Annotated in this window: 15 protein-coding genes; 8 read left to right on the top strand and 7 right to left on the bottom strand. The window is 75.9% G+C overall.

The window, feature by feature from the left end; all coding sequences use genetic code 11:
• Positions 1 to 13: 13 nt before the first annotated feature.
• From WDZ17_RS05900 to WDZ17_RS05915, 4 genes are all read left to right on the top strand, one after another.
• Positions 14 to 2,227 carry an alpha-1,4-glucan--maltose-1-phosphate maltosyltransferase gene (locus WDZ17_RS05900; RefSeq protein WP_339574208.1) on the top strand — a complete coding sequence of 738 codons (2,214 nt, stop codon included), beginning with the start codon at positions 14 to 16 and terminating at the stop codon, positions 2,225 to 2,227.
• Positions 2,224 to 4,107 carry a maltose alpha-D-glucosyltransferase gene (gene treS, locus WDZ17_RS05905; protein ID WP_339574209.1) on the top strand — a complete coding sequence of 628 codons (1,884 nt, stop codon included), beginning with the start codon at positions 2,224 to 2,226 and terminating at the stop codon, positions 4,105 to 4,107. Before WDZ17_RS05900 ends, treS begins: the two co-directional genes overlap by 4 nt.
• Positions 4,104 to 7,874: a 1,4-alpha-glucan branching protein GlgB gene (glgB, locus tag WDZ17_RS05910; protein ID WP_339574210.1), complete on the top strand. Its 3,771-nt coding sequence runs from the start codon at positions 4,104 to 4,106 to the stop codon at positions 7,872 to 7,874. Before treS ends, glgB begins: the two co-directional genes overlap by 4 nt.
• Positions 7,875 to 7,948: 74 nt before the next feature.
• Positions 7,949 to 8,791, top strand: coding sequence for an NUDIX domain-containing protein (locus tag WDZ17_RS05915; RefSeq protein WP_339574211.1), 843 nt, complete (start codon positions 7,949 to 7,951; stop codon positions 8,789 to 8,791).
• 117 nt (positions 8,792 to 8,908) lie between these two features.
• Here the strand turns inward: WDZ17_RS05915 and WDZ17_RS05920 are convergent, their stop codons facing one another.
• The 3 genes from WDZ17_RS05920 to WDZ17_RS05930 form a co-directional block, all read right to left on the bottom strand.
• Positions 8,909 to 9,187: a DUF4190 domain-containing protein gene (locus tag WDZ17_RS05920; protein WP_339574212.1), complete on the bottom strand. Its 279-nt coding sequence runs from the start codon at positions 9,185 to 9,187 to the stop codon at positions 8,909 to 8,911.
• 215 nt (positions 9,188 to 9,402) lie between these two features.
• Entirely contained in the window at positions 9,403 to 9,894 is a 492-nt protein-coding gene (locus tag WDZ17_RS05925; RefSeq protein WP_339574213.1) for a VOC family protein, read from the bottom strand.
• Between the two features lie 177 nt (positions 9,895 to 10,071).
• Positions 10,072 to 11,016, bottom strand: a complete 945-nt coding sequence (locus WDZ17_RS05930; RefSeq protein ID WP_339574214.1) for a sugar-binding transcriptional regulator — start codon at positions 11,014 to 11,016, stop codon at positions 10,072 to 10,074.
• Positions 11,017 to 11,212: 196 nt separating this feature from the next.
• Between WDZ17_RS05930 and WDZ17_RS05935 the strand changes: the two genes are divergently transcribed.
• The 3 genes from WDZ17_RS05935 (at position 11,213) to glpK (ending at position 15,486) form a co-directional block, all read left to right on the top strand.
• Positions 11,213 to 13,021: a glycerol-3-phosphate dehydrogenase/oxidase gene (locus WDZ17_RS05935; protein ID WP_339574215.1), complete on the top strand. Its 1,809-nt coding sequence runs from the start codon at positions 11,213 to 11,215 to the stop codon at positions 13,019 to 13,021.
• Positions 13,022 to 13,139: 118 nt separating this feature from the next.
• The gene (locus tag WDZ17_RS05940) at positions 13,140 to 13,889 is read left to right on the top strand and encodes an MIP/aquaporin family protein (RefSeq protein ID WP_339574216.1); all 750 of its coding nucleotides are present in this window, start codon (positions 13,140 to 13,142) and stop codon (positions 13,887 to 13,889) included.
• Positions 13,890 to 13,944: 55 nt separating this feature from the next.
• The gene (gene glpK, locus WDZ17_RS05945) at positions 13,945 to 15,486 is read left to right on the top strand and encodes a glycerol kinase GlpK (RefSeq protein ID WP_339574217.1); all 1,542 of its coding nucleotides are present in this window, start codon (positions 13,945 to 13,947) and stop codon (positions 15,484 to 15,486) included.
• 75 nt (positions 15,487 to 15,561) lie between these two features.
• Here the strand turns inward: glpK and WDZ17_RS05950 are convergent, their stop codons facing one another.
• The 4 genes from WDZ17_RS05950 to WDZ17_RS05965 form a co-directional block, all read right to left on the bottom strand.
• A complete protein-coding gene (locus WDZ17_RS05950) occupies positions 15,562 to 16,524 on the bottom strand; it encodes a tetratricopeptide repeat protein (protein WP_339574218.1) in 963 nt (320 codons plus the stop codon).
• Positions 16,525 to 16,645: 121 nt separating this feature from the next.
• A complete protein-coding gene (locus WDZ17_RS05955; protein ID WP_339574219.1) occupies positions 16,646 to 17,734 on the bottom strand; it encodes a DUF8094 domain-containing protein in 1,089 nt (362 codons plus the stop codon).
• Positions 17,731 to 18,519: a hypothetical protein gene (locus WDZ17_RS05960; protein WP_339574220.1), complete on the bottom strand. Its 789-nt coding sequence runs from the start codon at positions 18,517 to 18,519 to the stop codon at positions 17,731 to 17,733. Before WDZ17_RS05960 ends, WDZ17_RS05955 begins: the two co-directional genes overlap by 4 nt.
• A gap of 169 nt (positions 18,520 to 18,688) precedes the next feature.
• Entirely contained in the window at positions 18,689 to 19,057 is a 369-nt protein-coding gene (locus WDZ17_RS05965) for a thiamine-binding protein (protein WP_339574221.1), read from the bottom strand.
• 212 nt (positions 19,058 to 19,269) lie between these two features.
• Here WDZ17_RS05965 and mce point away from each other — a divergent pair, with 212 nt between their 5' ends.
• A complete protein-coding gene (gene mce, locus WDZ17_RS05970) occupies positions 19,270 to 19,839 on the top strand; it encodes a methylmalonyl-CoA epimerase (protein WP_339574222.1) in 570 nt (189 codons plus the stop codon).
• Positions 19,840 to 19,869 lie beyond the last annotated feature (30 nt).

The raw sequence follows: 19,869 nt of genomic DNA on the forward strand, positions 1-19,869 counted from the left end.
GTACGTTCCTCCGGTGCCGACCTCGCGACGCCCGTCCACCGCCCGCCCCGGCGCCACGCCACCCCCCTCCCCCGGGCGCGGCGACGCCGACGGCCCGGTCAGCGTGGAGGGCGCCGCCGGCGGCCCGGGCGCCCCCGTGGCGGCCGACGACGCCACCGCCGCCGTCCCGCCGCCCCCCTCGGGCGTCCCCTCACCGGCGCAGGAGTCGGCCTCGTGCGTGGTCGGACGCATCCCCGTGGTCGACCTGGCCCCCGTCGTCGACGGCGGGCGCTGGCCCGCACGCGCGGTCGTCGGCGAGGCGGTCCCGGTGACGGCGACCGTCTTCCGCGAGGGCCACGACGCCGTCGCCGCCGAGGTCGTCCTCCTGCGCCCGGACGGCTCGGAGGCGACCCGGGCCCGGATGACGTGCACCAACCCCGGCCTCGACGCCTGGCGGGCGGACGTGGTCCCGGACGCCGTCGGCGGGTGGACCTTCCGCGTGGAGGCGTGGTCGGACCCGTTCGGCTCGTGGGAGCACGCAGCCGGCGTCAAGGTCACCACGCCCGGGCTGCCTCCCGAGGACGTCGAGCTGGCGCTGGCCGACGGCGCGCTGGTCCTCCAGCGCGCCGCCGCCGTCCCGGGGCGCTCCCCCGCCGACGTCGCCCACCTGGAGGCGGGCGCCAGCGGCCTGCGCGACACGGGGCGGCCGCACCGGGCCCGCTTCGCCGCCGGCACCTCGCGCGAGGTGCTGGACGCGCTCGAGCGGCTGCCGCTGCGCGAGCTGGTCACCGCGACGCCGGACGCCCGCCTCGTCGTGCAGCGCCCCCTGGCCCTCTTCGGCTCCTGGTACGAGCTGTTCCCCCGCTCGGAGGGCGCGTACTACGACGAGGCGGAGGGGCGCTGGGTCTCCGGCACCCTGCGGACGGCGGCCGAGCGGCTCCCGGCGCTGGCCGAGCAGGGCTGGGACGTCGTCTACCTCACGCCGATCCACCCCATCGGGACGACCTTCCGCAAGGGCCGCAACAACTCCCTCGACCCGACCCCCGAGGACCCGGGCTCGCCCTACGCGATCGGTGCGCCCGAGGGCGGGCACGACGCCGTCCACCCCGACCTCGGGACCTTCGAGGACTTCGACGCCTTCGTCGCCCGGGCCCGGGGCGAGGGGCTCGAGGTCGCGCTCGACCTGGCTCTGCAGTGCTCGCCCGACCACCCCTGGGTCGCCGAGCACCCCGAGTGGTTCGTCCAGCGCGCCGACGGGTCGATCGCCTACGCGGAGAACCCGCCGAAGAAGTACCAGGACATCTACCCGCTGGCCTTCGACACCGACCCCCAGGGGCTCTACGCGGAGATCCTCCGCGTCGTCCTGCTGTGGGTCGAGCACGGGGTGACCCTCTTCCGCGTCGACAACCCGCACACCAAGCCGGTCGAGCTGTGGGAGTGGCTCATCGCGGAGGTGAACCGGGAGCACCCCGACGTGCTCTTCCTCGCCGAGGCCTTCACGCGGCCGGCGATGATGCACACCCTGGCCAAGGTCGGGTTCCACCAGAGCTACACCTACTTCGCCTGGCGGAACACCAAGGAGGAGCTCGTCGAGTACGGCGAGGAGGTCTCCGGCGAGGCCGCCGCCTACATGCGGCCGAGCTTCTGGCCGACGACGCACGACATCCTCACGCCCTTCATGAGCCAGAACGGGCGGCCGGCGTTCGAGCTGCGCGCCGTCCTCGCCGCGACGATGTCGCCGACGTGGGGCGTCTACGCCGGCTACGAGCTCGTCGAGGACGTGCCGCGCCCCGGGGCGCAGGAGCAGATCGACAACGAGAAGTACCAGTACAAGCCGCGCGACTTCGAGCGCGCCGTCCTCGAGGGCCGCAGCGTCGGGCCCCTGCTCGCCCGCCTCAACGAGCTCCGCCGCGAGCACCCGGCCCTGCAGCGGCTGCGCGGCACCGTGTTCCACCCGACGGACGACGACCAGGTGGTCGCCTACAGCCGGCACCTGCCCGCGGACGTCTCCCCGACGGGGCAGGAGGACCTCGTGCTGGTGGTCGTCTGCATCGACCCGCAGCAGTGGCACCAGACCCACGTGCACCTCGACATGGGCGCGCTGGGCCTCGCCGACGACGAGCAGGTCCTCGCCGCGGACGGCCTCACGGGCGGCCGCTGGACGTGGGGGCGCGACGTGTACGTCGACCTCGGCCCCGGGCGCCCCGCCCACGTCGCGACGCTCACCCGCGGCGGTGGTGCCGCATGAGCACCCCCTCCTCGAGCCCCTACACCGGCCCGTCCCCCGCGGTCGGCGGGCCCGCCCCGACCACCGGGACGGTGCCCGTCCAGGCGTCGCCGGGGACCCACCCGACCACGGGCCCCACGCCCGTCGTCGGCGGCGGGGCGAGTGCCGGCGACGAGCCCGGCCTCGCCGGGGGGACGGCCTCGGCTCTCGGCCACGTCGGCAGCGGCCTGTCCGACGACCCCGACTGGTACCGCAAGGCCGTCTTCTACGAGGTGCTCGTGCGCGCCTTCGCCGACTCCAACGGCTCGGGCTCCGGGGACTTCACCGGCCTCGTCGGACGGCTCGACTACCTGCAGTGGCTCGGCGTCGACTGCCTGTGGCTGCCCCCCTTCTACGCCTCGCCGCTGCGCGACGGCGGCTACGACATCTCCGACTACTACTCCGTGCTGCCGGAGTTCGGGACGCTGGCGGACTTCACCGAGCTCGTGCAGCAGGCGCACGCCCGCGGGATCCGGGTCGTCACCGACCTCGTGATGAACCACACCAGCGACGCGCACCCGTGGTTCCAGGCCAGCCGCAGCGACCCGCAGGGGCCCTACGGCGACTTCTACGTCTGGAGCGACACGACCGAGCGCTACCAGGACGCCCGGATCATCTTCGTCGACACCGAGACGTCGAACTGGACGTTCGACCCGGTGCGGCGGCAGTACTTCTGGCACCGGTTCTTCGGCCACCAGCCGGACCTGAACTTCGAGAACCCGGCGGTCGCCGAGGCGATGTTCGACGTCGTCCGCTACTGGCTGGACCTCGGCATCGACGGGTTCCGGCTGGACGCCGTGCCCTACCTCTTCGAGGAGGAGGGCACGAGCTGCGAGAACCTCCCCCGCACGCACGAGTTCCTCAAGCAGCTGCGGCGGATGGTGGACCGCGAGTTCCCCGGGCGGATCCTCCTCGCGGAGGCCAACCAGCCACCGGACGACGTCGTCGCCTACTACGGCGAGGCGGACGACCCCGAGTGCCACATGTGCTTCCACTTCCCCGTGATGCCGCGGCTGTACTCCTCGGTGCGCGAGGGCCGTGCGGCCCCCGTGCTCGACACGCTCGCCGAGACCCCGGACATCCCGGCCGGGGCGCAGTGGGGCACGTTCCTGCGCAACCACGACGAGCTCACCCTCGAGATGGTCTCCACGGAGGAGCGCGCGGCGATGTACGGCTGGTACGCGCCGGACCCGCGCATGCGGGCCAACGTGGGCATCCGGCGCCGCCTGGCCCCGCTCGTCGACGGGTCCCGCGCGGAGGTGGAGCTGCTCCACGCCCTCCTGCTCTCGCTGCCCGGCTCGCCCTGCCTGTACTACGGCGACGAGGTCGGCATGGGCGACAACATCTGGCTCGACGACCGCGACAGCGTCCGGACGCCGATGCAGTGGACGCCGGACCGCAACGCCGGCTTCAGCACCGCCGACCCGGGCAAGCTCTACCTGCCGACCGTGCAGTCGCTCGTCTACAGCTACGGCGCGATCAACGTCGAGGCCTCTCTCGCGAGCTCCTCCTCGCTGCTGCACTGGGTGCGCGCGCTGCTGGCGCTGCGCCGGCAGCACCCGGTCTTCGGGGTCGGCACGTACGTGCCGCTGCACGCGGACAACCCGGCGGTGCTCGCCTTCCTGCGGGTCCTGGACGACCACGAGGCCGCCCGCTCCGGCCTCGCGCCGGAGACGGTGCTCTGCGTCGCCAACATGGCCGCCACCCCGCAGGCGAGCGCGCTGCGCCTGCCCGGCCGGGAGGGCCACGACCTGCAGGACCTGTTCGGCGGCGCGGGCTTCCCGCGCGTCGACGACGACGGGAGGTTCCCGGTGACGCTCGGTGCCCGTGACTTCCTCTGGCTCTCGGTGGTGGACCGATGAGCCCCGCCGCGAGGGACCGGGGTCCGGTCGACGGCGGGCCGGCCGACGTCGACCCGCAGGAGCTCCGCGGGCTGCTCGACGCGTGGATGCCGGCGCAGCGCTGGTACCCCGCCAAGGGGGCCGCCGCCGAGCACGAGCTGCTGGGCTCGGTCGACCTGCCCGCCCCGGCCGGCTCGTCCACGCGCTGCACCGTCCACCTCGTGGCCGTGCGGACCGTCGAGGAGACGACGCTGACGCAGGTCCCGCTCGCGGTGCGCCCGCCGCGCGACGACGCGGCCGGCGCCGCGCCCGACCCCTCGCTGGTCGGCGTCCTCGCCGACGGCCGGGGCGTGCACGACGGGACCGCCGACCCCGACCTCGTCGCGGCGCTGCTGCGGCTGATGGACGAGGGCGGGTCGGTGCAGGGCGGCGCCACCGCGGCGCGGGGCCACCTCGCCCCGGGCGCCCGGCTCGACCCCTCCGCCGGCTCGAAGGTCCTCGGCGGCGAGCAGTCGAACACCAGCGTCGTCATCGGCGCCGGGGGCGACGCACCGTCGATCCTCAAGGTGTTCCGGGTGCTGTCGCCCGGCGAGAACCCCGACGTCGTCGTCGCGGCGGCGCTGTGGGCCGCCGGCTGCGAGCAGGTGGCCCAGCCGCTCGGCTGGGTCGAGGGCGCGTGGACGACGCCGGACGGGGCGGCCGTCAGCGGCCACCTCGCCGTCGTCAGCGAGTTCCTCACCGGCGCGCAGGACGCCTGGCGCGAGGCGTGCCGGGCCGTCGAGGACGGGGAGTCCTTCGCCGGAGGGGCCCGCTCCCTCGGCCGCGCCACGGCCCTCGTGCACCGGGCCCTCGCCGAGTCCTTCGGGCAGACCCCCGTCACGCAGGACGGGAGGGAGCAGCTCGTGCGCGGGCTGGCCGACCGGGTCCGCTGGGCCCTGGCCTCCGCGCCGGCGCTCGCGCCGTACGCCGACGCCCTGGAGCAGCACGTGGGCTCGCTCGAGGAGCTGCCCGCGGCGGCGGACCTGCCACCGCTGCAGCGGGTCCACGGCGACTACCACCTGGGGCAGGTGCTCTCCGTGCCCGGCCGGGGCTGGGTCGTCCTGGACTTCGAGGGCGAGCCGCTGCGCCCGCTCGCCGAGCGCGTGCGCCCCGACGTCGCCGTCCGCGACGTCGTGGGCATGGTCCGCTCCCTCGACTACGCCGGTGCGCACGTCAGCGCCGGTCGCGGCGACGCGGCGCTGACCGCCCGGGCCGAGGCCTGGACGGCCGAGGCGACGCGGGCCCTGCTCGAGGGCTACGCCGAGGTCGACGACGACCCGCGGCACGGCCCCGGCAGCCCGCTGCACCGGGCGCTCCTGCTCGACAAGGCGCTGTACGAGGTGGTCTACGAGACCCGCCAGCGCCCGCAGTGGCTGCCCGTACCCCTGGGAGCGGTCGAGCGCCTGCTCGGCGCCGCCCCCGCCCACCCCCCGGTGGACGACCCCGCCCCCCGTCCCGAGGAGACACCCGTGGACCAGACCGCTGCCGCCCCCGCCGGGAGGGGTGCCGCCGACGGTGCGCGCGCGCCGGGGCGGGCCCCCGTCGACCCGGGGCTGCTCGACGCCGCCGCCCACGGCGCGACGCCCTTCCCGCACGACGCCCTCGGGCCGCACCCGCACGACGGCGGGGTCACCGTCCGCGTGCGCCGTCCCCTCGCCGAGCGGGTCGTCGTCGTCACCGCCGACGGGTCCGTCGAGGCCGAGCACGAGCACGACGGCGTCTGGGTGGCCGTGCTCCCCGTCGCCGACGTCCCCGACTACCGCGTCGAGACGACGTGGTCGGGCGGCACCACCGACACCGCCGACGACCCCTACCGCTTCTGGCCCACGCTCGGCGAGGTCGACCTGCACCTCATCGGCGAGGGACGCCACGAGCAGCTGTGGACGGCGCTCGGCGCTCGTGTCCTGCGCTACCCCGGCGGGGCGATGGGCGACGTCACCGGCACCGCCTTCGGCGTCTGGGCGCCGCACGCCCGCGGCGTCCGCGTCGTCGGCGGCTTCAACCACTGGGACGGGCGCTCGCACGCGATGCGCTCGCTCGGCGGCAGCGGCGTCTGGGAGCTGTTCGTCCCGGGGGTGGGCGACGGCGAGGTCTACAAGCTGGAGATCCAGGGCCAGGACGGCGTGTGGCGGCAGAAGGCCGACCCCATGGCACGGCTGGCCGAGGTGCCGCCCGCCACCGGCTCCGTCGTCACCGAGTCCTCCTATGCCTGGGGCGACGCCGCGTGGCTGCGCGAGCGCGCGGCGCGCGACCCGCACTCCGGGCCGATGAGCGTCTACGAGGTGCACCTCGGCTCCTGGCGGCAGGGCCTGTCCTACACCGAGCTGGCCGAGCAGCTGGTCGGCCACGTCACGGCCCTCGGCTTCACCCACGTCGAGCTGCTGCCCGTCGCCGAGCACCCCTTCGGCGGCTCGTGGGGCTACCAGGTGACCTCGTACTACGCGCCGACGTCCCGCTTCGGCTCGCCGGACGAGTTCCGGCACCTCGTCGACGCGCTCCACGCGGCCGGCGTCGGCGTCATCCTCGACTGGGTCCCCGGGCACTTCCCCAAGGACGAGTTCGCGCTCGCGCGCTTCGACGGCGAGCCCCTGTACGAGTACCCCGACCCGCGCAAGGGCGAGCACCCCGAGTGGGGCACGCTCGTGCCGGACTACGGCCGGCCCGAGGTGCGCAACTTCCTCGTCGCCAACGCGGTGTACTGGCTCGAGGAGTTCCACATCGACGGCATCCGCGTCGACGCCGTCGCCTCGATGCTCTACCTCGACTACTCCCGCGAGCAGGGGCAGTGGGTCCCCAACCGGTACGGCGGCCGCGAGCACCTCGAGGCCATCGAGCTGCTGCAGGAGTTCAACGCCGTGTCCTACCGGCGCGTCCCGGGCATCGTGACGATCGCCGAGGAGTCCACCGCCTGGCCGGGCGTCACGCGGCCCACGGACGCCGGCGGCCTGGGCTTCGGCCTGAAGTGGAACATGGGCTGGATGCACGACTCGCTGGACTACGTCGGCGAGGACCCGATGCACCGGGTGCACCACCACCACCGGCTCACGTTCTCGCTGGTGTACGCCTTCTCCGAGCAGTACGTCCTGCCGATCAGCCACGACGAGGTCGTGCACGGCAAGGGCTCCCTGCTCCGCAAGATGCCCGGCGACCGCTGGCAGCAGCTCGCGAACGTCCGCGCCTACCTCGCGTACATGTGGGCGCACCCCGGCAAGCAGCTCCTCTTCATGGGCAGCGAGTTCGCCCAGGACCAGGAGTGGGGCGAGAGCCGCAGCCTGGACTGGTGGCACCTCGACGACCCCGCGCACCTCGGGGTGCAGCGGCTCGTCGGCGACCTCAACGCGCTCTACCGCGAGCACCCGCAGCTGTGGGAGCGGGACTTCGACGGGGACGGCTTCGAGTGGCTGGACGCCGACGACGCCGGCCGCAACACGATCTCCTTCGTGCGGCGGGACGCCGCCGGCCGCCCGCTCGTGGCGGTCGTCAACTTCGCCGGGGCGCCGCACGAGGGCTACCGCGTGGCGCTCCCGCAGGGCGGGTCGTGGCGCCAGGTGCTGTCCACCGACGACGAGGCCTACGGCGGCTCGGGCGTGGTGAACACCGGGACGCTGCAGGCCGAGGACGTGCCGTGGAACGGCCGCGAGGCCTCCCTCGCGCTGCGGGTGCCCCCGCTCGGGGCGCTGTGGCTCGTGCCCGAGGGCGTCGACCAGGTGGCCGCGTCGGCGGGCGTGGGCGACGGGGCGCCGGCCTGAGCCGCCCTCTCCTGCGCGCACCGGACCCCGGGGCGAGCGGCGGCCGGCCCGCCGCCGGCACCCGAGCGGCCGCGGTGCCCGGCCTCGGGGGCGTCGCCGGGACGGTCGACCTCGGTGACCTGACCGGGGTCGGCGTCCCGGGGGGCGGATCCTCCGGGGACGGCTCCCCGGGGGGCGGATCCTCGGGGGGCGGATCCTCGGGGGGCGACGCCGCGCAGGCCCTCGGGGAGCGGGTGCGGCTCGCCCTCGGGGAGGGTGCGCGACGGGTGCAGGCGGTGCACGCCGTCGAGGACGCCGCGACCGCCTGGGCCTGCGCCAGGGCCGGCCTGCGCCGCGAGGGCGTGCTGCGCGGCGTCCCGTCGTCGGACGTTCCGGACGAGGTGCGGGACCTCGCCGTCGTGGCGCACGTCGTCGGGGACGAGCCACCGGGGGGAGACGTGCTCGCGGCGGTCGTCCCGCTCTTCCCGACGTCCCTCGTCTCCGCGGGGCTCGTGCTGCGGGACCCGGCCGGGCGGGTGCTCCTGCTGCGGACGTCCTACAAGGTCCCGTGGGAGGTGCCCGGCGGCGTCGTCGAGGACGGCGAGGGCCTGCGGGGCGCCGCCGCGCGCGAGGCCCACGAGGAGCTCGGGCTCGACCTCGACCCGGGGCGGCTGCTCGTCCTGGAGCGCCGCGGCGCGGACGGGCCGCAGCCCCAGCGGCTCCTCGCCCTCCTCGACGGCGGCGTCCACGACGTCGACCTGCCCGCCCGGTGCCGCTTCCTCGACGGCGAGGTGCTCGAGGCGGCGTGGTGCGGGGCGCAGGAGGTGCGCGCGCGCACGGGTGCCGGCCTCGCGACGCGCGTCGAGGCGGCCCTGGCGCGCCTGCTCGCCGACGACCCCGCCCCCGAGCTGCTGGTGGACGGCGCCCCGGACCGCTGACCCCGGACCGCTGACCTGCACCGTTGCCGGCGGCCGCCACGTAGCGGCGCCCGGGCCCGCACGTCCGGCTGCGGGTTCGTCCCCGACGCGGCGGCCGCCGCGTCGGGGACTCCGCTGTCACATCTGGCCGGAGGAGCCCGCGGCGACGACGAGGACGATGAAGACGATCAGGCCGATCGCCAGGGAGGCGTAGCCGATGATCAACGCGGCCAGCGCGAGCCCCGCCCCCTTCTCACCGGTCTCGCGGATCTGCCGGCGGGCGATGTGGCCGCAGATGATGCCGCCCAGCGACACGAAGAAGGACAGGACGAGGGCGACGATCGCGAGCGTGTTCGTCCGCTGGGCGCCGGTGGCGGGGGCGGAGGCACCGCCCGCGTACTGGGGGCTGGTCGACATGGGTGGGGCTCCTGGTCGTGTGGTGGTCCGTCGACGGGCGAGACCGGCTGGGCGCCGGGTGGGGCGTCGGCATCTCACCGCGTCCCGCACGGCCGCGTCCGGGACACTGTCCAGGATCGCCCGAACGGGCGTAGCGCCGGCCGGTCACCGGCACCGCCCGTGCCTCCTTGCCTCCCCGGCGAGGACCCCCGGCCGACGGGCCTGCCGGCCCTGGCTCAGGCGCCGTCGGCCGCGCGCCGCAACGCCGCGACGTCCAGCTTGCGCATGCCGAGCATCGCCTGGGTGGCGCGGCGCGCGCGCTCCGGGTCGGGGTCCGAGAGCAGCTCCGGCAGCGCGTCCGGGACCACCTGCCACGACACGCCGAACCGGTCCTTCAGCCAGCCGCACTGCGACTCCTCGCCCCCGCCCGCGAGCAGGCCGGACCAGAGACGGTCGACCTCCTCCTGGTCGGCGCACGCGACCGACAGGGACACCGCCTCGGTCTGCGGGAAGCCCGGGCCGCCGTTGAGCAGCACGAGGGGCATGCCCGCGACCACGAGCTCCGCGGTGAGGACCCCTCCGGCCGGCCCGGGGGCCCCCTCGGGGTAGTGCGTGAGCCGCACCACCCGGGACCCGGGGAGCAGGGAGGTGTACAGCTCGGCGGCCTCCTCGACCCGGCCGTCGAACCAGAGCGTCGTCGTGATCCTGCTGGGGCGGTCCTGCGTCATGGCGTCTCCTCGGTCGTGCTGTGCGGGGCGTCCGGGCGCGGGTGCGTCCGGTCGGGGGGCGTCGGGTCGGGGCGCGTCGGGTCGGGGCGCGTCGGGTCGGGCCTGGGCGCGTCGAGGCGCGGCGCACCCGCCGGGGCAGACTCTCCTCCTGCGCCGGGCTCGTCGGTGGTCTCCGGGTCAGCGGTGCGCGAGCAGGCGCCGCGCGGTGGTGCCGTCGACGACGAGGTCGGTGACGAGCCCGGCGGCGAGCGCCGCGGCGAGCGCGGGCACCTTGCCCGTGCCGGCGACCGCGCACACCCGCCGGGGGATGCGCCGCAGCGCCGGCGGCGGGGGTCCGCTCGAGCGGGCGTTGAGCGGCACGCCCTGCCAGCTGCCGTCGGCGCGCAGGAAGACGGTGCACACGTCGCCCACCACGTGCTCCTCGACGAGGGACAGGCGGTCGGCGTCGGTGAGGTAGCCGGCGGTGTAGACCCGGCTCGGGACGCCGGCGGCGACGGTGCCCACCCCGAACAGGGCGATGTCGCAGCGCTGCTGGACGGCGAGCACGCCGCGGACGCTGCGCTCGCGCCACATGGCGCGACGGGTCGCGACGGCGTCGAAGAAGGCGGGCACGGGGAACTGGTGCACCTCGGCGCCCCAGGCCGCGCCGAAGCGCTCGACGACCTCACCCGCGTAGCCGACGCCCGAGCTGCGGGTGTTGGCGGCGCCGTTGAGCTGGACGACGTGCGCGTCGACGCTGGAGCGGGCCACGAGGTGGCGCGCGACGGCGCTCGTCGTCGTCCCCCAGGCGACGCCCAGCACCAGGCCGCTGCCCATGAGCTCGCCGAGGAGCGCGCCCGTCGCGGCGGCCACGGCCTCCAGGCGGGCGAGGTCCGTCACGTCGCGCGGGACCGGCGCGACGACGGCGTCGACGCCGAACCGCTCGTGCAGCGCGGACGCCAGAGCCGGTGCACGTCCGTGCACGGGCTCCACGCTGATCCGCACGACACCCCGGGCCCGCGCCGCCTCGAGCATGCGCGACACCGTGCTGCGGGAGACGCCCTCCTCCCGCGCGACCACGTCCATGGTGACGCGGTCGAGCCAGTAGCGCCGGGCGACCCGCTCCAGGTCCTCCTCGTCCACGCGCGCTCCTCCCCCACGACCACGCGACCGCCCGGCACGGACCGGCCGGACGGCCCAGTGTGCACGTCCGTGCACCTGGTGGCCGCACGCGGTGGCGGAGGAGCATGCTCGGCCGGCCGGACGAGGACGCCGCAGGGGCGCCCCTCCCCGGTCGTCCGCGGACCGACGACGGCCCGCAGCAGGAGGCCCGTCAGCGATGACCAGCACCACCCTGTCCGCCGCCACCCGCGCCGAGGCGCTCGAGCGGATGGCCACCGAGGAGCTCGACGTGCTCGTCGTGGGCGGAGGCGTCACCGGCGCCGGCGCCGCCCTCGACGCCGCCAGCCGCGGGCTCACCGTCGGCGTGCTCGAGCGGCGCGACTGGGCCGCGGGCACGTCCAGCCGCGCGAGCAAGCTCATCCACGGCGGCCTGCGCTACCTGGAGATGCTCGACTTCCACCTCGTCCACGAGGCGCTGCACGAGCGGGGCCTGCTCGTCGACCGTCTCGCCCCCCACCTCGTGCACCCGGTGCCCTTCCTCTTCCCGCTCGAGAAGCACTGGCAGCGCTTCTACATCGGCGCCGGCATCGCCCTCTACGACGCCATGGCCGGCCTGGTCGGCCGCACCGGCGACGGACGCACCGTCCCCCTGCACCGGCACGTGACCCGCACGGGCCTGCACCGGCGCTTCCCCGGGTTCCGGCGCGACGCCGCCGTCGGCGCCATCCAGTACTGGGACGCCAAGGTGGACGACGCCCGGCTCGTGCACGTGATCGTGCGCACCGCCGTCGGCCACGGGGCGCTCGCCGCCACGCGCACCCAGGTCGTCGGCTACCTCGAGGAGGGCGGCCGCGTCGTCGGCGTCCGCGCCGTCGACCTCGAGACCGGCCGCGAGATCGCCGTCCGCGCCCGCCACGTCGTCGGGGCGACCGGGGTGTGGACCGACGAGATGCAGGAGCTCTTCGCCGCCCAGGGCCTCGAGGTCAACGCCTCGAAGGGCGTCCACGTCGTCGTCCCGAAGGACGCGGTCGACGGGGAGTCCGGCCTCATCCTGCGCACGGAGAAGAGCGTCCTGTTCGTCATCCCGTGGGAGACGCACTGGGTCATCGGCACGACGGACACCCCGTGGGACCTGGCCAAGGACCACCCCGTGGCGACGGCCGAGGACATCGAGTACCTGCTCGAGCACGCCAACGCGGTGCTCACGCGCCCGCTGGGCCGGGACGACGTCATGGGCGTCTACACCGGTCTGCGCCCGCTCCTGCAGCCGACCGCGAAGGGGTCGCTGCCCGGCGAGCGCGGGAGCGGGAAGGGCGGGAAGGGTGGCGGCGACCCCACGACGACGACCAAGGTCAGCCGCGAGCACACCGTGGCGACCCTGCGCCCCGGCCTCACGGTCGTCGCGGGCGGCAAGTACACGACCTACCGGGTGATGGCCCGCGACGTCGTCGACGCGGCGCTCGCCGACGTCGCCCCGGGAGAGCGCCCGGCGGGCCCCTCGCTGACCGCCGACCTGCCGCTCGCCGGCGCCGACGGCTTCGGCGTCCGCTGGGCCCAGCGCCACCGTGTCGCCGCCGAGCGCGGCTGGTCGCTCGACCGGGTCGAGCACCTGCTGCACCGCTACGGCGCCCAGGTGGACGAGCTGCTCGCGCTCGTCGACGACGACGCCTCGCTCGGCGAGCCGCTCGAGGGCGCGCCGCACTACCTGCGCGCCGAGGCGCTCTACGCCGCCACGCACGAGGGCGCGCTGCACCTCGAGGACGTGCTGACCCGCCGCACCCGGCTGTCCTACGAGCAGGCCGACCGCGGCACGGCGAGCGCCCGCGCGGTCGCCGACCTCATGGCCGGGGCCCTCGGCTGGGACGCCGCCCGCGTCGAGGAGGAGGTCTCCTCCTACCTCGCCCGCGTCGAGGCCGAGCGCGCCGCCGAGGTCGAGGACGACGACGCCGCCGCCGAGCGCCGCCGCCTCGAGGCCCCCGACATCCGCCCCGACGTCCCCGTCGAGGCGGCCACCGGCGCGGCCTGAGCCGGACCCGTCCCCCGGGCGGGGGGGTGCGCAGCAGCGTCGCAGCCCCCCGCCGCTCCTCCCTCGCGCCCGACGTCCGGGCCGACGCCCCTGACACCGTCGTCACCAGGAGTGATCCATGCCACCGTCCCTGCCCGACATCTTCCTGTCCGAGGTGCTCGGCACCGCCACCCTCACGCTGCTCGGCTGCGGCGTCGTCGCCAACGCCCTGCTGTCCCGGACGAAGGGCTTCGCCGGCGGACCGCTCTTCATCAACTTCGGCTGGGGGCTCGCCGTCTTCGCCGGCGTCTACGTCGCCTACGCCTCCGGGGCGCACCTCAACCCGGCCGTCACGATCGGGCTCCTGGTCTCCGGCAACGACTACGCACCGGGCGTCTCCCCCGACCTCGCCAACACCCTGGTCTACTTCGCGGCGGAGATGCTCGGCGGCGCCCTGGGCGCCGTCGTCGTGTGGCTGACCTACAAGAACCACTTCGACGCGACGGAGGACCCGTCCCTCAAGCTCGCCGTCTTCTCCACGGGCCCGGAGATCCGCCGCTACGGCTGGAACGTCCTCACCGAGGTCGTCGGGACCTTCGTCCTCGTCCTCGTGATCCTCCTCTTCGGCAACACGCCGGCCCAGATCGGCCCGCTCGCCGTCGCCCTCCTCGTCGTGAGCATCGGTGCGTCGCTCGGCGGGCCCACCGGCTACGCGATCAACCCCGCCCGGGACCTCGGTCCCCGCATCGCCCACGCGCTGCTGCCGATCCGCGGCAAGGGCGGCTCCGACTGGTCCTACGCCTGGGTGCCGGTCGTCGGCCCCGTCGTCGGCGGCGTGCTCGCCGGCCTCGTCTTCTACGTCATGCCGGTGGCGGCCACCGCGAGCTGAGCCGTCCGCCCCGTCTCCCGACCCGACCACCGTCCCGGAAGGACACCGACGTCCCATGAGCCAGACCACCAGCCAGACCCGCGGCGCCCGCTACGTCGTCGCCATCGACCAGGGCACGACGAGCACCCGCGCCATCGTCTTCGACCACGCCGGCACGATCGTCTCGACGGGCCAGCTCGAGCACGAGCAGATCTTCCCGCGCGCCGGCTGGGTCGAGCACGACCCGAAGGAGATCTGGCGCAACACCCGCGAGGTCATCGGCCAGGCCCTCTCGCGCGCCGACGTCACCCGCCACGACGTCGCCGCCGTCGGCATCACGAACCAGCGCGAGACCACCGTCGTGTGGGACAAGAACACCGGCGAGCCGGTCTACAACGCCATCGTCTGGCAGGACGTGCGCACCCAGCCGATCGTCGACCGGCTCGCGGCCGACGGCGGCGTCGACCGCTTCCGCCAGGTCTGCGGGCTGCCGCTGAACCCCTACTTCGCCGGCACGAAGATCATGTGGATCCTCGAGAACGTCGAGGGGGCCCGCGAGCGCGCCGAGGCGGGCGACCTGCTCTTCGGCACGACCGACTCGTGGGTCGTGTGGAACCTCACCGGCGGCACGGACGGCGGCAAGCACCTCACCGACGTCACCAACGCCTCGCGGACGCTCTTCATGGACCTGAGGACGCTGCAGTGGGACGACGACGTGCTCGCCGCCATGGACATCCCGAAGGCGATGCTGCCCGAGATCCGGTCCAGCTCGGAGGTCTACGGCACCGTCGAGGCCTCGAACCTGCTGCGCGAGACGCCGATCGCGGGCATCCTCGGCGACCAGCAGGCCGCGACCTTCGGCCAGACCGCCTTCGCGCCCGGCGGCGCCAAGAACACCTACGGCACGGGCAACTTCCTCATCGTCAACACCGGCGAGGACCTCGTCTTCAGCGACAACGGCCTGCTGACGACCATGGCCTACCGCCTCGGCGACGAGAAGCCGGTGTACGCGCTCGAGGGCGCCATCGCCGTCACGGGGTCGCTCGTGCAGTGGCTGCGCGACAACCTCGGGCTCATCTCCTCGGCGCCCGAGGTCGAGACGCTCGCCGCGACCGTGGAGGACAACGGCGGCGTGTACGTCGTGCCCGCCTTCTCGGGCCTCTTCGCGCCCTACTGGCGCGGCGACGCGCGCGGGGTGGTCGTCGGCCTCACGCGGTACGTGACGAAGGCGCACATCGCGCGGGCCGCGCTCGAGGCCACCGCCTTCCAGACCCGGGAGGTGCTCGACGCGGCGAACGCCGACTCCGGGGTCCCGCTGGAGGAGCTGCGCGTGGACGGCGGCATGGTCGTCAACGACCTGCTCATGCAGTTCCAGGCCGACGTCCTCGGTGTCCCGGTCGTGCGGCCCGTCGTGGCCGAGACGACCGCGCTCGGCGCCGCGTACGCCGCCGGCCTCGCCGTCGGGTTCTGGTCCGACCTCGACGAGGTCCGGAGCAACTGGGCCGAGGACAAGCGGTGGGAGCCGCAGATGGACGAGGCCGAGCGCGAGCGCGTCCTGCGGCTGTGGAAGAAGGCCGTGACGAAGACCTTCGACTGGGTGGACGAGGACGTCAGCTGACGTCCGTCCACCGCTCACGACGAGGGCCCCGCACCTGCTGGTGCGGGGCCCTCGTCGTACGGGTGCGACGGTCGGTCAGAAGAGCGCGCTCGCCAGGGCCCGCCGCGCGGTCGTGACGCGGGGGTCCGCGGCGCCGACGACCTCGAAGAGCTCGACGAGCCGGGCGCGGACGCGCTCGCGGTCGTCGCCGGACGTGGCGCGCACCGCCTGGACGAGGCGGGCGAAGGCGTCCTCCACGTGGCCGCCGAGCACGTCCAGGTCCGCCACGAGCATCGCCGCGTCGACGTCGGCGGGGTCCGCGGCCGCGGCGTCCCTCGCCTGCTGGAGGTCGGCGCCGCGCGAGCGGCGCAGCAGCTCGACCTGGGCGAGCCCGATGCGGGCGTCCTCGTCGGCGGGGGCCTCGGCGAGGGCCCGCCGGTAGGCGTCCGCCGCCGCGTCGAGGTCGTCGCGCTCGATGGCGTCGAAGGCCTCGGCGTGCAGCGGCGGCAGCGGCGGCTCCTCGGGCTCGCCCTGCGGCTCCTCCTCGCCGCCCCCGACGTCGAGGCGCCCCGTCACGCCCTGGCGCTGGGCGAGGTCCAGGAGCGCGTCGACGTACTGGCGCACCTGCTCCTCGGGCAGGACGCCCTGGAACAGGGGGACGGGCTGGCCGCCGACCACCGCGAGCACGGACGGCACCGTCTCGACCTGGAAGGCCTGGGCGATCCGCGGGCTGGTGTCGGCGTCGACCTCGCCGAGGAGCCAGCGACCGGCGTCCTGCACGGCGAGCCGCCGCAGCACGGCGGTGAGGTCGTCGGCGCCCTGGGCGCGGGGCGAGGACAGGGCGATGACGACCGGGACGCTCGTCGACTGCTCGACGACCCGCTGGAACGACTCCTCGGTGACGGTCACCACGACGCCCGCGGCGTCGCCCGTCGGCGGCGCGGGCGGCTGCTGCGGGGGCCGTCCGAGCCCGGAGAGGTCCACCGCCCCCCGCAGGTTGAGGCCGGCGGTCCCTCCCGGGCCGCTCGGACCGCCCGGTCCTGACGTGCGCTGGCTCATGCGTGCTGTCCCCGTCCTTCTCTCGTCCTCGTGCCTCGTCCTCACGGCTGCGGTCGCGATGCTCCCACGGCGACCCCGGTGGCTCCCCGGGCCGCGGCGACGCCCCGGCGTGCCTCGTCCCTCAGCGCGCCTGCGCCCCGGAGAGCACCCGGTCGGCGCCGACGACCCGGACGGGCTGCGCCTGCTCGCCGTCCGCCGGGGCCGGCGGCACGGCGAGCGCCACGACCTCGAGCCACGACACGGCTGCGCTCTCGCGCGCCTCCTGCGTCTCCGCGAGCGCGGCGACGGGCTCGGAGAGCGTGAGCACGGCCCCGTCCTCCTCGACGGCCTGGACGCTGCGGCTCTCCATCACGCCCACGACGAGCGCGCCCCCGTCCGCCGTCGGCGTCGCCACCACGGAGCCGGGGCGGACGGACCGGCTCGTCGCGAGCGAGAAGAACTCGACGGCGTCCGCCGCGGCGCGCTCCTGGAGCAGCACCTGCCGGAACGGGTCGTCGGCGAACCGGGCCGCCTCGGGGGCGTCGGGGTCCCCCAGCGCGCTCGCGTACTGGCCGACGGCGTCCTGCGGGGAGAGGACCAGCCCGCCCGCGTCGGGGGCGAGCGGCGCCACCCCCTCCTCGGGCGCGAGCGTCTCGGGGACGACGGCGCCCGGGAGCAGCGGCGTGGTCGTGACGACGCGGTAGGGGCTGCGCGCGTCCTCCTGCACGAGGACGGACAGCTGCGGCGCCACGCCCCCGTCGGCCTGGGTGATGGTGGTCCAGGCGCGCGGGAAGGTCGCCGCGGCCTCGGCGGGGGCGACGGCGCGCCCCGGCGTCTCGCCCTCCTGCGCGCCGGGCAGCGTCACGGCGGGCACGACGTCACGCTCGACGGTGCCCCCGAGCGGGGACGGCGCGGGGGCGTCCGGCAGCAGCTCCTGCAGCCGGTAGCGGGCCGCGCGCAGCTCGGCGGCCGACCCGGCGACGCGGGGCTCCAGCAGCGAGGCGTCCCGGGCCGCGTCGGCCTCGGCGGCGTCCGCGGCGACGGCCTCGTGCACGGAGGCGGACTCCTCCGCCGTGACCGCCGGGTACGCACCCGCCACCTCCTGCGGCTGCGGCTCGGGCAGCGGGGCGTCGGCGCACCCGCCGAGCAGCACGGCGAGGGCGACGCCGGCCCCCCCGAGGGCGCCGGCCCGGGTCGTCGCGCTGCGGGTGGTGGTGCGGCGGCGGCTCATCGGGTCTCCCCGGTCGTCTCGGTGCTCCGGGTCGTCTCGGTGCTCTGGGTCGTCTCGGTGCTCTGGGTCGTCTGCGTGGCCGTCGCGACCGCCCGGTCGCGACGCCGGCGCGAGGCGCGGGCGTGCACGACCGCGAGCACGACGGCCAGCAGGAGGGCGACGCCCCCGCCGACGACCAGCGGCACGGCCGCCGGGGTCTCGACCTCCTGGGGCCAGGTGAGGCGGAGCTCGTCCGGCGCGGCGGCGCTGCCGTCCGAGGCGGCCAGCAGCAGCCACCGGCCCTCGGGGACGTCCAGCCGCATCGTCGCGCTGCCCTCCCCCGTCTCGACCTGCGTCCAGAGGTCCGACGAGGCCGGGTCGGGCACGTCGACGGAGGACGCCGCCGCCGCGGGCTCCTCGACGGCGAGCGAGCCCTCGGACTCGAGCCCGCCGACCACGGCCGTGGGCACGTCCGCGGTCCAGGCGGCGACGTCCACCTCGTGGCCGAGCGCGAGGACGACAGGTCCGCCGTCGTCGGACGTCGCCGTGACGGTGACGGGACCCGGACGGGTCTCGAGGACCCCCGGCGCGGTGACGACGAGGAGGGGATCGACGTCACCGCCCGTCGTCGTGGCGGTCGCGCTCACCTGGTCGTCCGGCAGCCACACGGTGCGCTGGGCGACGCCCAGGCCGACGGCCACGAGGCCGAGGACGGCCAGCACGGCGACCGCGACCCAGCCTGCGACGGTGCGGCGCCGCGCGGCGCGCACGGGGGGCGTGCGGCGCACGTCGACGGTCTGGGGCACGATGGTTCCTCTCCGGCGGCGCGCGGAGCGCTGCGTCTGCTGGGCTCGGCCGTCCCGCAGAGCGGCGGGCGGTCCGCGCGCGGCGGGATGCGCCGGCGCCGATCCGTCCGGGCCGCCGGCCGCGGTCGGGGACGCCCCTCCCGGTCGGGACCGGCGTCGGACGGCGTGGTCAGTCGTGCTCGGCGGGCCCGGTGGTGGAAGCGGTGGTGGAAGCGGTGGTGGACCCGGCAGCGGGCGCGGCGAGGGCCGCCTCGAGGCGGTCCACCTTGCCCCGCATCTCGCCGGTGCGACCGGCCGCCGCTCCCGTGCGCACGTCCGCCTTGAGGACGAGCGACACCCGGTCGCCGTGGCGACCGACGGCCTCGGTGGCGCGGCGGACGACGTCCATGACCTCGTCCCACCCGCCCTCCACGGTGGTGAACATGCTGTCCGTGCGGTGCGGCAGACCGCTCTCGCGGACGACCCGCACGGCGTCGGCCACGGCCGCGGCGACGGAGTCGCCGACGCCCGAGGGCGCGACGGAGAAGGCGACGAGCACAGCACCACGGTACCCGCCGCCGTGACCGGCTCGTGACATCACCGGTTCGTCCCTCCGGGAGCTCCGGCGGGCCGGTCCCCGGGGTCGTCACGTCGACGTCCCCCGGCGGTGGGAGGTGCGGACGGCGAGGTCGTCGTCGGAAGGCACGCCCTCGGCGGGGCCGGGGAGCCCGCAGGCCTCGGCCGAGCCGTCGCCTGCGTAGGTTGCCCGGCATGGAGCACGGCACCCACGACGGCACCGGGAGCACCGCCGGGGGACGCGCGCGCGGCACCGACGTCCCGAGGGCGACCGCCTCGCGAGCCCCCGACGAGCCCGCGGGGTCGATCCCCGGCGTCCCCGGGGACGAGGCGCTCCTGCTCGCCCTGGACCACGTGGGCCTGGCGGTCCCCGACCTCGACGCCGCGCTCGCGTTCCACACCGGCGTCCTCGGCATGGAGCTGGTGCACGAGGAGGTCAACGAGGAGCAGGGCGTGCGCGAGGCCATGCTCGCCGTCGGGGACGCCTCCCCCGGCGCCCCGCGGGTCCAGCTCCTGGCCCCGCTCACGCCGACGTCGACCATCGCCCGCTACCTCGACCGCCGTGGACCGGGACTGCAGCAGGTCGCCTACCGGGTGGCCGACGTGGACGCCGCCGCGGACGTGCTCCGCGGGCGCGGGCTGCGGCTGCTCTACGACGCCGGACGCCGGGGGACGGCGGGCAGCCGCGTCAACTTCGTGCATCCCGCCGACGCGGGCGGCGTGCTGGTGGAGCTGGTGGAGCCGGCGCCGACCCCCGCGGGCTGAGCACCGTCCGCCGCACGGGCCACCGGACCG

It is taken from the genome of Pseudokineococcus basanitobsidens (genome assembly GCF_037482545.1).
In the GTDB taxonomy this organism is placed as follows: Bacteria; Actinomycetota; Actinomycetes; order Actinomycetales; family Quadrisphaeraceae; genus Pseudokineococcus; species Pseudokineococcus basanitobsidens.